Raw genomic sequence first — 12,949 nt, forward strand, 5'->3', positions numbered from 1 at the left:
CCGCCCGCCCCATGGAAGGACCGTTGTGCCCGCGCGCCCCGCAGCACCGCGTCAGGTCGCGCTGACCGGATCCCTCGCCCGACGATCGGCCCTCCTGCTGTGGCAGGGCATAGCCTCCCAGCCGCGCACTTATGTGCTGGCCATCGGCACCTCGGCGGTGTTCGGCGCGTCGACGGTCGCGGTGAGCAGCGTGCTGGGCGTCGTCACGGACGACGTGGTGGTCCCCGCGCTCAACGGCTCCGCGGAGGCGCGAGAGCGCATCTGGCTCGCCGGGCTCGCCCTGGTCGCCGTCGCGGTGACCCTGGCGCTGAGCGTCGCCGGCCGCCGCGTGTTCGCGGGCATGGGCGTGGCCGACCAGCAGGCGGGCTTCCGCGCGAAGGTGACCCGCCAGTACCTGCGGTTGCCCATGTCGTGGCACCGGCGCCACCCCACCGGCCAACTGCTGTCGAACGCGAACGCCGATGTCGAGGCCACCACGTCGGTGTTCAACCCATTGCCCTTCGCGCTGGGCGTGGTGGTGATGATCGGCGTCGCGGCGGTGCAGCTGCTGCGCACCGACGTGTGGCTCGCGTTGGCCGCGCTCGTCGTGCTGCCGCTGGCCATGGTCGCGAACGTGGTCTTCGAGCGGAAGATGTCCCCGGCGGTCACCCGCGCCCAGCAGCTCCGCGCGGAGGTCTCGGACATCGCGCATGAGAGCTTCGAGGGCGCGCTGCTGGTCAAGTCGCTCGGCGCGGAGGACCGCGAGGAGCGTCGGTTCACGGCGAGCGCGCAGACGCTGCGGGACGCGAACATCAAGGTGGGCGTGATCCGCGCGTTCTTCGACCCGACCATCGACGCGCTGCCGGGCTTGGGGACCTTGCTGCTCCTGCTGGTCGGCGCGATGCGGGCCGCCGACAACGCGGTGAGCACCGGCGACATCGTCTCGGCCGCCTACCTGCTGACCCTCATGGCCGTGCCGGTGCGCGCGTTCGGCTGGGTGCTGGGCGACCTGCCGCGCGCGCTAGTCGGCCACGACCGGGTCGCGCGGGTGCTCGACTCGACCAGCGCGCTCGAGCCGGGCGAGGGCGACCTGCCCCGCACCGCCGAGGGCGCGCACGTCTCGATGCGCCAGGTGGGCGTCAGCGTGCCGGCCGGCGGCGGTTCCGCCGAGCTGCTGGCGGAGGTGGACCTCGACCTCGCGCCGGGCCGCACCGTCGCGCTGGTGGGCCCCACCGGGGCCGGCAAGACGACGCTGGCCTCGATGCTCAGCCGGTTGATCGACCCGTCGAGCGGCGTGGTCGAGATCGACGGCCACGACCTGCGCGACCTGCGCGCCGAGGCGATCACCTCGCAGGTGGCGCTCGTGGCGCAGACGACCTTCGTGTTCGAGGACACGGTGCGGGGCAACGTCACCCTCGCGGACGTCGCCGAGCCCGGGGCGCCGAGCGACGAGGAGGTCTGGGCGGCGCTGCGGCTCGCCCGGGTGGACGACGTGGTCAGGGCCCTGCCAGGCGGCCTCGACGCGCCGCTGGGCGAGCGAGGGTCCAACCTGTCCGGCGGCCAGCGGCAGCGGCTCGCGCTGGCCCGCGCGCTGGTGCGGCGGCCGCGGCTGCTCGTGCTGGACGACGCGACGTCGGCCGTCGACCCCGGCGTCGAGCAGCAGATCCTCACCGGGCTGCGCGCCGCGGCCTCCGCCGGCGATGGAGCGGTGTCGCCGACTGTGCTGATGGTGGCGTACCGGATGTCCTCGGTGAGCCTCGCCGACGAGGTGGTGCACCTCGAGGGCGGCCGCGTGGTCGACCGCGGCACGCATGCCGAGCTGCTGGCCCGCGACCCCGGGTACCGCGAGCTCGCCACCGCCTACGAGCAGGAGTCGGCCCGCCGCGCCGCGGAGCTGGACGAGTCCGCCGAGCTGCCGACCGGAGGACTCCGATGACCGCCCCCGCCGCCACCGAGCCCACCACGTCGGCCCCCGCGACGCCGCACGGAGCCGATCACCGCATCGGCGCCTCGACACTCGGCGTCTGGAGCACGCTGCGGCGCGGCGTGCAGGTCTCCCCGGAGCTGCTCGACGGCATCGCGCTCACCCTGCTGCTGGCGCTGCTCGCCGCGACCGGGCGCATCGTGGTGCCGATCGCGGTGCAGCAGACCATCGACACCGGGATCCTGGCGGCCGACGGCCCCGACGTCCGGCGCGTGCTCACGCTCGTCGCGCTCGCGGTGGTCGGCCTGCTGGCCGGCGCCGCCTGCTCGGCGCTGGTCAACGTGCGGCTCTTCCGGGCCAGCGAGCGCGGCCTGCTGGCCCTGCGGGTGCGGGCGTTCCGGCACGTGCACGACCTGTCGGTGCTGACCCAGAACACCGAGCGGCGCGGGTCGCTCGTCTCGCGCGTCACCTCGGACGTCGACACGATCTCGATGTTCGTCCAGTGGGGCGGCATCATGCTGCTCGTCTCGCTGCTGCAGCTCACCGTCGCGACGGCGCTCATGGCCGTCTACTCATGGCAGCTGACGATCCTCGTCTGGCTGTGCTTCCTGCCGCTGATGGTGGCGCTCGGGCCGCTGCAGAAGCGCGTCAACGCCGCGTACACCGCTGTCCGCGAGCAGATCGGCGCGATGCTCGGCGCGATCTCCGAGGCCGTCGTGGGCGCCGAGACGATCCGCGCGTACGGCGTGCAGGCCCGCACCCAGCGCAAGATCGACCGCGCGATCCGTGGCACGCGCAACGCCATGGTGCGCGCGCAGAACACCGTCGCCCTCGTGTTCTCCAGTGGCGTGCTGGTGGCGAACCTGGTGCTCGCCGCCGTCGTGGTGGGCGGCACCTATCTGGGCATCGCGGGCGACCTGAGCGTCGGGCGGCTGCTGGCCTTCCTGTTCCTGGTGCAGCTCTTCACCGGCCCCGTGCAGATGGCCACCGAGGTGCTCAACGAGCTGCAGAACGCCGTGGCGGGCTGGCGCCGCGTCCTGGCCGTCATCGAGACCCCGGTCAGCGTCGTCGACGCGGGCCCCGACGCGCCGCGCTCAGCGCGCGGCCCCGCTGCTGTGACGCTGCGGGATGTGGGCTTCGCGTACCCGGGCGGCCCGCCGGTCTTGCACGGCGTGGACCTCGAGCTGCCCGCCCGCACCTCCGTCGCCGTGGTCGGCGCGACCGGCTCGGGGAAGACGACGATGGCCAAGCTCGTCGGCAGGCTCATGGACCCGACGTCGGGCCAGGTGCTGCTCGACGGGGTGGACGTGCGCGAGATCGGGCTGGCGAACCTGCGCGAGCGGGTCGTGATGGTGCCCCAGGAGGGGTTCCTGTTCGACACGACCCTCGGGGAGAACATCGCCCTGGGGATGCGCGGCGTCGACGCGCCCACCCCCGAGGCATGGGAGCCGGCAGCGCGCGGCGCACTCGTGGAACTGGGCCTGGGCGAATGGCTCGACGAGCTGCCCCAGGGGCTGCGCACGCCTGTGGGCCAGCGCGGGGAGTCGCTGTCGGCGGGGGAGCGCCAGCTCGTGGCCCTCGCGCGGGCCCACCTCGCGGGCGCCGACCTGCTCGTGCTGGACGAGGCCACCTCGGCGGTCGACCCGGCCACGGAGGTGCGGATCGCCCGCGCGCTGCGCTCCCTGACCCAGGGCCGCAGCACCCTGACGATCGCGCACCGGCTGTCCACCGCGGAGGCCGCCGACCTGGTGGTCGTGGTCGACGCCGGCGAGGTCGTCGAAGTGGGCACGCACGACGAGCTCGTCGCGCGTGGCGGCGCCTACGCGGGGATGCACGCGAGCTGGGTGTCGCAGACCCGCTGAGCCTGCCACCGGCGGCGTCGTGACTGGTCGCCGCTCGACGGCTGGGCCGCGGTCGATGCCCGGCGGGCGTCCGGGCGTCGGACCGCACGACCGGCCGCCGCGCCTGCGTGGGAAGATCCAGGGGTGCCCGCACCGACCTCGCCCACCACGGACCCGACTCCCGGAACCGGCCTCGACCCCGCCGTTGCTGCGCGCCTGCGCCGCGACGCCGCGGGCCTGATCGCCGCCGTCGTGCAGCAGCACGACACCGGCGAGGTGCTCATGGTCGGTTGGATGGACGACGAGGCGCTGCACCGCACGCTGACGTCGGGCCGCGTCACGTTCTGGAGCCGATCGCGCCAGGAGTACTGGCGCAAGGGCGACACGTCAGGCCACGCCCAGTACGTGAAGTCCGTCAGCCTGGACTGCGACGGCGACGCGCTGCTCGTGCGCGTCGACCAGGTCGGCGCGGCGTGCCACACCGGCACGCGCACCTGCTTCGAGGCCGGCGGCGACCTGCCCGCCGTCGTGGGCTGGCGCCCCGAGCCGGAAGCCGACAGCACATCCGTCCCACCCCACACCCGAGGAGCATGATGAGCGCACCCGCCGTCCCCGCCGCGACGACAGCCGTCGAGGTTCCGTGGGGCGCGACGTGGCCGCTCCTCGAGGAGTTCCGCGCCCTCGCCGCCGAGCGTCGCGTGGTGCCCGTGGTCCGGCGGCTGCTCGCGGACGACGTGACGCCGGTCGGCCTGTACCGCACCCTCGCGCAGGGGCGGGCGGGGACGTTCATCCTGGAGTCCGCCGAGTCGGATGGCGCCTGGTCGCGCTACTCGTTCATCGGCGTGCGGTCCCGCGCGACGCTGACCGCGCGCGACGGCCGCGCCGTGTGGCATGGCGACGTCCCGGTGGGCGTGCCGCTCGAGGGCGACCCCGTCGAGGTGCTCGGCGCGACGCTCGAGGTGCTGCGCACCCCCGCGGCGCCGGGCCTGCCCCCGCTGACCGGCGGCCTGGTCGGCGCACTCGGCTGGGACGTGGTGCGGCACTGGGAGCCGACTCTGCCTGCCCGGGCGCCCGAGGAGCTCGGCGTGCCCGAGCTGACCATGTGCCTGGCCAGCGACCTGGCCATCGTCGACCACCACGACGGCTCGGTGTGGCTCGTCGCCAACGCGATCAACTTCGACGACACCGACGAGCGGGTCGACGACGCGCACGCCGACGCCGTGGCCCGGCTGGACGCCATGCAGCAGGGCCTGCTGAGCCCGGCGCCCCCCGCGGCGTCGGAGCTGGTGGACGCCCCTGAGCCGGCCCTGGAGTTCCGCACCTCGCGGGCGGACTTCGAGGAGTCCGTGCGCACGGGCCAGGACGCCATTCGCGACGGCGAGGTCTTCCAGGTGGTGCTCTCCCAGCGCCTGGACCTGGAGTGCCCGGCGGACCCGATCGACGTGTACCGCGTGCTGCGGACGATCAACCCGAGCCCGTACATGTACTACCTGCAGCTCGAGGACGCGGACGGCGCAGGGTTCGCCGTGGTCGGGTCCAGCCCCGAGACACTGGTCAAGGTGACCGACGGGCGCGTCGTGACCTTCCCCATCGCGGGGTCGCGGCCGCGCGGCACGGACCCGGACCACGACAAGCAGCTCATGGACGAGCTGCTCGCCGACCCGAAGGAGCGCGCCGAGCACCTGATGCTGGTGGACCTCTCCCGCAACGACCTGGTGAAGGTCTGCGAGCCGGCCAGCGTCGAGGTCGTGGAGTTCATGGAGGTCAAGCGCTTCAGCCACATCATGCACATCTGCTCGACGGTGGTCGGGCGGCTGCGCGAGGGCGCCACCGCGCTGCAGACCCTGATGGCGACGTTCCCCGCGGGCACCCTCTCCGGCGCGCCCAAGCCGCGGGCGATCGCGCTCATCGACGAGATCGAGCCGGCTCGCCGGGGGATCTACGGCGGCACAGTCGGCTACTTCGACCTCGCGGGCGACATGGACATGGCGATCGCGATCCGCACGGCCCTGATCCGCGACGGGCGGGCGAGCGTGCAGGCGGGCGGCGGCATCGTGGCCGACTCGGTGCCGGCCCTCGAGTACGAGGAGTCGCGCAACAAGGCGGCCGCGGCGGTGCGCGCCGTGCAGATCGCGTCGCGTGTGCGGGCCGTGCGGCGATGACCTCGCACACGTCCGCCCACGGCGACGCCTCGCCGGGCATCGCCCCAGGGCGCCGGGCTGGGCGCGGCCCCGCGGCGATGCTCCTGCTGCTGCTGGCCGCGCTCACGGCGGTGAGCGCAGTCCCAGTCTGGCTGCGCAGCACAGGCGCCTCCGCGCTCGAGGGCGCGGTCCCCGTCGACGTCACGGGCACGCAAGCCGCGCCCGGGGTCGTGGCCGCCGCGGTGGTGCTGCTGGCGGCGATGGGGGCGACGGGCCTGGTGGGTCGCGCCGGGCGCTGGGTGGTGGTGGCGGTCGTCGCCCTGGCCGGCGCCATCGTGCTCGCGTCGACGGTGGGCGCGCTCACGGACAGCGCGGGCATCGCGGAGACCGCCGCGGCGGAGCTGACCGGCGTGAGCGCCCTCGCCGCGCCCGTGCGACCCACCCTGTGGCCGTGGGCGGCCCTCGTGGTGGGCGCCGCCGACCTGGGCGGAGCGGCCCTGCTGGCGGTCATGTCACGCGCCTGGCCGAGCCCGACGCGCCGGCACTCCGCCCCGGGCGCCGCCGACCCCGTGGCGGCACGCGTGGAGCCCGACGACGACCAAGCCGCCTGGGACTCGCTGACCCGCGGCGACGACCCCACCTGAGACCCCGCCCGACATGCCAGGGCCGGCGCCCCGCGCGCCGGTGTCCGCGCTGGTCCGATAAGGTGTCCAGCAGAATCTCTGACCCGAAAGGCGCCGTCACATGGCCGAGCAGACTGTCGAACGTCGTCCCGGGAGCGGTGCCCCGACGGGTTCCACATCCGAGGAGACCGTCACCCTTCCCCTCACCACCCCGCCGACGAACCACGGCCACACGAACGCCTCGTGGACGCTCGTCGTGTTCGTCCTCGTCGGCTTCACCATCGCTGGCCTGGCGCTCGTCTTCGCACAGCCGTGGCTCTTCTGGACGGGGATGGGCGTCCTCGTGCTCGGCGTCGTCGTCGGCAAGGTCATGCAGATCCTCGGCCACGGCCAGGGTGGCGCCGCAACGCTCGCCAAGCAGGCCGGACACGGCGCACACTGAACTCAAGAGGTCGCCGCGAGGAGCCCCGCCCCAGGTGGGCGAGTTATTCGCGGCGACGTGTCGGGCCGTGCGGGCTGGGCATCGGCACTAGCCTGCCCGCGCGGCATGGCTGACCTGCCCTGCCGGAGTCAGACCGTTCCTTACCGATGGTGCGTGCCGTCGGTGTGACCTCAGGAGACATGATGTCGACCCCGAACGAGCCGCAGAACCCGTACGGCGCCGGTGACCAGCCCGAGCAGCCCGGCGGCACGCCGCAGCAGCCCGGCAGCACCCCGCAGCAGCCTGGCGGCGGCCAGTACCCGCCGGCCCCGCAGTACCCGTCCGCCCCGCAGTACCCGGGCGAGGCGCAGCAGCCCGGCACGCCCTACCCGGCCGCCCCGCAGTACGGCGGCGCCGGCCAGTACCCCGGCGGCGGCTACGGCCAGCCCGCCTACGGCTACCCCAAGAACAACCTGGGTGTGTGGTCCTTCGTCCTGGGCCTGGTGGGCATCGTCTTGTCGTGCGGGTTCTTCACCGGGATCCCGGCCGTGATCGTCGGCTCCAAGGCGAAGAAGGCAGTCGCCTCGGGCGAGGCCAACAACAGCGGGCTCGCGACGGCCGGCATCATCCTGGGCTGGGTCGCCATCGCGTTGTCCGTGTTGGGCATCATCTTCTTCATCGCGATCGGCGGCATCGCCGGCTACACCGACTTCCTGGACGAGATGTCGAACACGCCCAGCGGGTACTGAGCCGAGCTCGATGAACGACCCGCAGGCCAGCCCGCTCCCAGATCCGGGGGCGGGCTGGCCTGCGTCTGTGGCGCCACACGAGCACGCCACCGCCCAGGCGCAGGTCCCGACGGCCCCGCAAGGGCGCCTCGCGCGGATGGCGGCCCCCGGCGCGGTCGCCCTCGGCATCGCCATCGCCACGTCTGTGGTCGCGCTCGTCAGCCCGCACACGCCTGGCCAGTACGGCGTGTGCCCGCTGCTCGCCCTCACCGGGCTGTACTGCGCGGCCTGCGGAGGGCTGCGCGCGACGCACGACCTCGCGACGGGCGACCTGGCCGGCGCATGGGCGATGAACCCGCTGTGGGTGCTGGCCGTGCCGCTGCTAGCGGCGTTGTGGGGGCGCTGGGCCGTCCGGCGGTGGCGTGGGACGTCCCGCGCGCCATCCGACCGGGTGAGGGCGTGGCCCGCCTGGCTGTTCCTCGTGGTCGTGCTCGGCTACTCCGCGCTGCGGAACGTGCCCGATCTCGCCCCGTGGCTGGCGCCCTGAGGCCTAGGCTCACAAGACCGACCAGGACCACAGAGAGATGCGTGCCATGAGCGACAACCCGAACCAGCCCGCCGACGACGCCGACCGCGCCGAGCCGCAGCAGCCCGCGCAGCCGCCGTATCCCGGGGCGCAGCAGCCGGACGCCGCGCAGCCGCCCGCGCCGGGCCAGTCGCACAGCACGCCGCAGCCTGACGCCGGCCAACAGCCTGACGCCGGCCAGCAGCCCTACGGCGCCCAGCAGCCCTACTCGGGCCAGCAGCCCTACGGCGCGCAGCAGCCCTACCCGGGCCAGCAGCCCTACGGCGCGCAGCAGCCCTATGGCGCGCAGCAGCCCCACCCGGGCCAGCAGCCCTACGGCGCCCAGCAGCCCTACCCCGCACAGCAGGGGTACGGGTATGCCGCCCCCTACGTGTACCCGCGCAATGACCTGGCGGTGTGGTCGCTCGTCCTCGGCATCGCGTCGTTCGTGCTGGGCTGCCTGTTCTTCACGGGCATCCCCGCGATCATCGTCGGCAAGAAGGCGAAGGACGCGGCACTGGCCGGGGAGGCGAACAACGCGGGCCTGGCCACTGCGGGAGTGGTGCTCGGGTGGATCTCCCTCGGGATCAGCGTGCTGATCCTGCTGTTCTTCGTCGTGCTGCCGCTGATCTTGGTCGGGGCCAGCAGCAACTCCTACGGCTACTGACCGTTGCGGCCAACCTGCGGGTCCACAGGTTGGCCGCTGGTCGGGGCCGTGCGGACTCGCCTCTACGATGGCAAGGGATGAGGCCGTCGACCTGAACGGTGACGGGTGCCGAAGGGGGAGACATGACAGTTCTCGACGACATCGTCGCCGGAGTGCGGCTGGACCTCGCCGCACGCGAGGCGGCCACGCCGCTGGCGGCTCTCAAGGAGCGCGCCGCCCGGATGCCCGAGGCCAAGGAGTGCCTCTCGCGGCTCCGGGTCGAGGACGCGGTCACCGTGATCGCCGAGGTCAAGCGGTCGAGCCCGAGCAAGGGCGCCCTCGCGTCCATCGCCGACCCCGCCGCCCTGGCCGCGGAGTACGAGAAGGGTGGCGCGGCCGCCATCTCGGTGCTCACCGAGCAGCGCCGGTTCAACGGCTCGCTGGCGGATCTGGACTCGGTGCGCGCGGCGGTGGACATCCCTGTGCTGCGCAAGGACTTCGTGGTCACGCCGTACCAGGTGTGGGAGGCGCGCGCCCATGGCGCGGACCTGGTGCTGGTGATCGTGGCGGCGCTCGAGCAGACGGTGCTGACCTCGCTCATCGAGCGCGTCCACTCCCTGGGCATGACGGCGCTGGTGGAGGTGCACGACACCGAGGAGGTGGCGCGTGCCGCCGACGCCGGCGCGCGGGTGATCGGCGTGAACGCCCGGAACCTCAAGACCCTCGACGTGGACCGCGGCACTTTCGCGCGCGTCGCCCCGTCCATCCCCTCGGGCATCGTGCGGATCGCCGAGTCCGGGGTGCGCGGGCCACTGGACGTCATGGACTACGCGCGTGCCGGCGCCGACACCGTGCTGGTGGGGGAGGCGCTCGTGACGGACGACGCGCCGCGCGAGTCGGTGGCCGACCTGGTCGCCGCGGGGGCGCACCCGTCGCTGCGGGCGGTGCGGCAGTGAGCGCCCCGGAGCTGTCTGGCGGCCCGCTGGGCACGCACGCGGGGCCGTACTTCGGCCAGTTCGGCGGCCGGTTCGTGCCTGAGGCGCTGATCGCGGCCCTCGACGAGCTGGAGACGGAGTACCACAAGGCGTTGGCCGACCCGGCGTTCGGCCAGGCGCTCGCCCGGCTGCACCGCACGTACACGGGCCGCCCGAGCATGCTCACGGAGGTGCCCCGGTTCGCCGAGCACGTCGGGGGCGGCGCGCGGGTGTTCCTCAAGCGCGAGGACCTCAACCACACCGGCTCGCACAAGATCAACAACGTGCTGGGCCAGGCCCTGCTGGTCAAGCGCATGGGCAAGAAGCGGGTCATCGCGGAGACGGGCGCCGGGCAGCATGGTGTGGCCACCGCGACGGCGGCCGCGCTCATGGACCTCGAGTGCACGATCTACATGGGCGAGGAGGACACCCGGCGCCAGGCGCTGAACGTCGCCCGGATGCGCCTGCTCGGCGCCGAGGTCATCCCGGTGACCATCGGCACCCGCACGCTCAAGGACGCGATCAACGAGGCGCTGCGGGACTGGGTGGCCAACGTCGAGACGACGCACTACCTGCTGGGCACCGTCACCGGCCCGCACCCGTTCCCCGAGATGGTGCGCGACTTCCACAAGGTCATCGGCGAGGAGGCGAAGGCCCAGCTCGCGGAGGAGATCGGCCGGCTCCCGGACGCCGTCGCGGCGTGCGTGGGCGGCGGATCGAACGCGATGGGCATCTTCAACGCGTTCCTCGACGACCCCGAGGTGCGGCTGTTCGGCTTCGAGGCGGGCGGCGAGGGCATCTCGTCGGGCCGCCACTCGGCCCGGTTCAGCGGCGGCGCCCCGGGCGTGCTGCATGGCGCGCTGTCGTACTTGCTGCAGGACGAGGACGGCCAGACGCTGCCGAGCCACTCCGTCTCCGCTGGGCTCGACTACCCGAGCGTGGGCCCGGAGCACGCGTGGCTCAACGACATCGGGCGGGTGGACTACCAGCCCGTCACGGACACCGAGGCCATGGACGCGTTCCGGCTGCTATGCCGCACCGAGGGGATCATCCCGGCGATCGAGTCCGCGCACGCCCTGGCTGGCGCGTTGCGGCTCGGCGCTGCGGCGGCGTCCTGGGACGTGCCCGACGGCCAGGCGCCGGTCATCCTGGTCAACCTCTCCGGCCGGGGCGACAAGGACGTGGCGACTGCCGCGCGCTGGTTCGGCCTCGTCGACGACGCCGCCGGGGCCACCGACGAAGGGGTGCAGCTGTGAGTGTTCTCGACGCGGCGGACCGCGCGACGGGCCAGAGCCCCACGGGCTCGCTGCTCGACGTGCTCGCCGCCGGCACTGCGGACGAGCCAGGCCGCGCGGCGCTGATCGGCTACCTGCCGGTCGGCTATCCGGACGTGGCGGGGTCGGTGCAGGCCGCGCGCACGATGGTGGAGGCGGGCGCCGACATCGTCGAGCTCGGCGCCGCCTACTCGGACCCGGTGATGGACGGCCCGACGATCCAGCACGCCGTGGAGCATGCGCTCGCCGGCGGGGTGCGGGTGCGCGACGTGCTGTCGTCCGTCGAGCAGGTCGCGCAGGCGGGCGCCCCGGTGCTGGTGATGATCTATTGGAACCTCGTCATGCGCTACGGGATCGAGGCGTTCGCGCGCGACCTGTCCGCCGCGGGCGGCGCGGGGCTCATCACCCCCGACCTCATCCCCGACGAGGCGGCGCGCTGGATCGCGGCCTCTGACGAGCATGACCTCGACCGGGTCTTCCTGGTCGCGCCCAGCTCCACTCCCGAGCGCCTGGCGCGCACCTCCGCGGCATCGCGCGGGTTCGTCTACGCCGCCTCGACGATGGGCATCACCGGCGAGCGCGCGACGGTCGGGGACCGGGCCGCGCAGCTCGTCGCGGACACCCGGGCCGCGGGCGCCGAGCGCGTGTGCGTCGGCCTTGGCGTCTCCCGCCCCGACCAGGCCGCGGAGGTCGCGGCCTACGCCGACGGTGTGATCGTCGGCTCGGCGCTGGTCCGCGCCCTGGTGGAGTCGGCTCCCGACTCCGCGCGTGGCCTGGATCGGTTGGCCGATGTCACCGCTGGGCTCGCCGCCGGGGTGCGAGGAGCCCGCCGGTGAACGCCCTCGCGCTGGCACTGCCCGCTGCCATCCCGAGCCCGTCGGTGGGCGTGTGGCACCTCGGGCCGTTCCCGTTGCGCGCCTACGCGCTCGCGATCCTCACGGGCATCGTGGTGGCGGTGCTCATGACCCAGCGCCGCTGGGTCGCCCGGGGCGGGGACGCCGACGACGTGCTGGAGATCACCTTCTGGGCGGTGCCGTTCGGCATCATCGGCGGGCGCATTTACCACGTGATCTCCTCACCCGACCAGTACTTCGGCGAGGGGGGCGACCCGTGGAGCGCCTTCGCCGTCTGGGAGGGCGGCCTCGGGATCTGGGGCGCCGTCGCGTTCGGCGCGGTGGGCGCGTGGATCGGCTGCCGGCGGCAGGGTGTGCGGCTGGCGTCGTTCGCCGACGCCGTCGCGCCCGGGCTGCTGGTCGCGCAGGCCATCGGGCGGCTCGGCAACTGGTTCAACCAGGAGCTGTTCGGCTCGGCCACGACACTGCCCTGGGGGCTGCGCATCGATGACGCGCACCTGCCGTTCGGCTACGAGTCGGGCACGCTGTTCCACCCGACGTTCCTGTACGAGCTGCTGTGGAACCTCGCAGGCGCCGCGCTGCTCATCTGGCTCGACCGGCGATACCGGCTGGGCCACGGTCGGGTGTTCTGGCTGTATGTGGTGATCTACACCACGGGGCGCCTGTGGATCGAGCTCCTGCGCATCGACCCGGCCGAGATGATTGGGCCTTTCCGCCTCAATGTCTGGACGTCGATCGTGGTGGGGGTCGGTGCGCTGGTAGCGTTCATCCTGGTCGGACGTCGGCATCCTGGACGCGAGACGAGCCTCCTGCTGAGGACCCCCGAAGCGCAGGAGGACGAGGACAACGCATCGGAGCCCGCCCGCTGACCGGGGCGGACGGGTGCACTCTCCTCACAACGACGATGTGACCCACCTCGCACGAGGGGATATCGTCGCGTGACGTTCGGGCCAATGGCGACCCCGCGTTTCCCTCCATG

General features: G+C 73.5%; 13 protein-coding genes. All 13 read left to right on the forward strand.

The window, feature by feature from the left end:
- Positions 1-25: 25 nt before the first annotated feature.
- The 13 genes from QUV83_RS05850 (at position 26) to lgt (ending at position 12,839) form a co-directional block, all read left to right on the forward strand.
- Positions 26-1,915, forward strand: coding sequence for an ABC transporter ATP-binding protein (locus QUV83_RS05850; protein WP_289563258.1), 1,890 nt, complete (start codon positions 26-28; stop codon positions 1,913-1,915).
- Positions 1,912-3,765 carry an ABC transporter ATP-binding protein gene (locus tag QUV83_RS05855; RefSeq protein ID WP_289563260.1) on the forward strand — a complete coding sequence of 618 codons (1,854 nt, stop codon included), beginning with the start codon at positions 1,912-1,914 and terminating at the stop codon, positions 3,763-3,765. Before QUV83_RS05850 ends, QUV83_RS05855 begins: the two co-directional genes overlap by 4 nt.
- Positions 3,766-3,888: 123 nt before the next feature.
- Positions 3,889-4,338, forward strand: coding sequence for a phosphoribosyl-AMP cyclohydrolase (gene hisI, locus QUV83_RS05860; RefSeq protein WP_289563261.1), 450 nt, complete (start codon positions 3,889-3,891; stop codon positions 4,336-4,338).
- A complete protein-coding gene (locus QUV83_RS05865; RefSeq protein WP_289563262.1) occupies positions 4,338-5,906 on the forward strand; it encodes an anthranilate synthase component I in 1,569 nt (522 codons plus the stop codon). Before hisI ends, QUV83_RS05865 begins: the two co-directional genes overlap by 1 nt.
- Positions 5,903-6,529, forward strand: a complete 627-nt coding sequence (locus QUV83_RS05870) for a Trp biosynthesis-associated membrane protein (RefSeq protein WP_289563263.1) — start codon at positions 5,903-5,905, stop codon at positions 6,527-6,529. The genes QUV83_RS05865 and QUV83_RS05870 overlap by 4 nt, the downstream gene beginning before the upstream one ends.
- A gap of 100 nt (positions 6,530-6,629) precedes the next feature.
- Positions 6,630-6,950 carry an HGxxPAAW family protein gene (locus QUV83_RS05875; protein ID WP_289563264.1) on the forward strand — a complete coding sequence of 107 codons (321 nt, stop codon included), beginning with the start codon at positions 6,630-6,632 and terminating at the stop codon, positions 6,948-6,950.
- Positions 6,951-7,132: 182 nt separating this feature from the next.
- Complete coding sequence (locus QUV83_RS05880) at positions 7,133-7,678, forward strand: DUF4190 domain-containing protein (protein ID WP_289563265.1); 546 nt, start codon at positions 7,133-7,135, stop codon at positions 7,676-7,678.
- A gap of 67 nt (positions 7,679-7,745) precedes the next feature.
- Positions 7,746-8,204: a DUF2752 domain-containing protein gene (locus QUV83_RS05885; protein WP_289563266.1), complete on the forward strand. Its 459-nt coding sequence runs from the start codon at positions 7,746-7,748 to the stop codon at positions 8,202-8,204.
- A gap of 46 nt (positions 8,205-8,250) precedes the next feature.
- Positions 8,251-8,889 (forward strand): DUF4190 domain-containing protein, encoded by a 639-nt coding sequence (locus QUV83_RS05890; RefSeq protein WP_289563267.1) that lies wholly within the window; start codon positions 8,251-8,253, stop codon positions 8,887-8,889.
- A 122-nt stretch (positions 8,890-9,011) separates the two neighbouring features.
- Positions 9,012-9,824, forward strand: coding sequence for an indole-3-glycerol phosphate synthase TrpC (trpC, locus tag QUV83_RS05895; protein ID WP_289563268.1), 813 nt, complete (start codon positions 9,012-9,014; stop codon positions 9,822-9,824).
- Entirely contained in the window at positions 9,821-11,098 is a 1,278-nt protein-coding gene (trpB, locus tag QUV83_RS05900; RefSeq protein ID WP_289563269.1) for a tryptophan synthase subunit beta, read from the forward strand. The genes trpC and trpB overlap by 4 nt, the downstream gene beginning before the upstream one ends.
- Positions 11,095-11,952, forward strand: coding sequence for a tryptophan synthase subunit alpha (gene trpA, locus QUV83_RS05905; RefSeq protein ID WP_436231886.1), 858 nt, complete (start codon positions 11,095-11,097; stop codon positions 11,950-11,952). Before trpB ends, trpA begins: the two co-directional genes overlap by 4 nt.
- Positions 11,949-12,839, forward strand: coding sequence for a prolipoprotein diacylglyceryl transferase (gene lgt, locus QUV83_RS05910; RefSeq protein ID WP_289563270.1), 891 nt, complete (start codon positions 11,949-11,951; stop codon positions 12,837-12,839). The genes trpA and lgt overlap by 4 nt, the downstream gene beginning before the upstream one ends.
- The last annotated feature ends 110 nt before the right edge of the window (positions 12,840-12,949 follow it).

Source organism: Cellulomonas cellasea, from assembly GCF_030372105.1.
Lineage (GTDB): Bacteria > Actinomycetota > Actinomycetes > Actinomycetales > Cellulomonadaceae > Cellulomonas_A > Cellulomonas_A cellasea_A.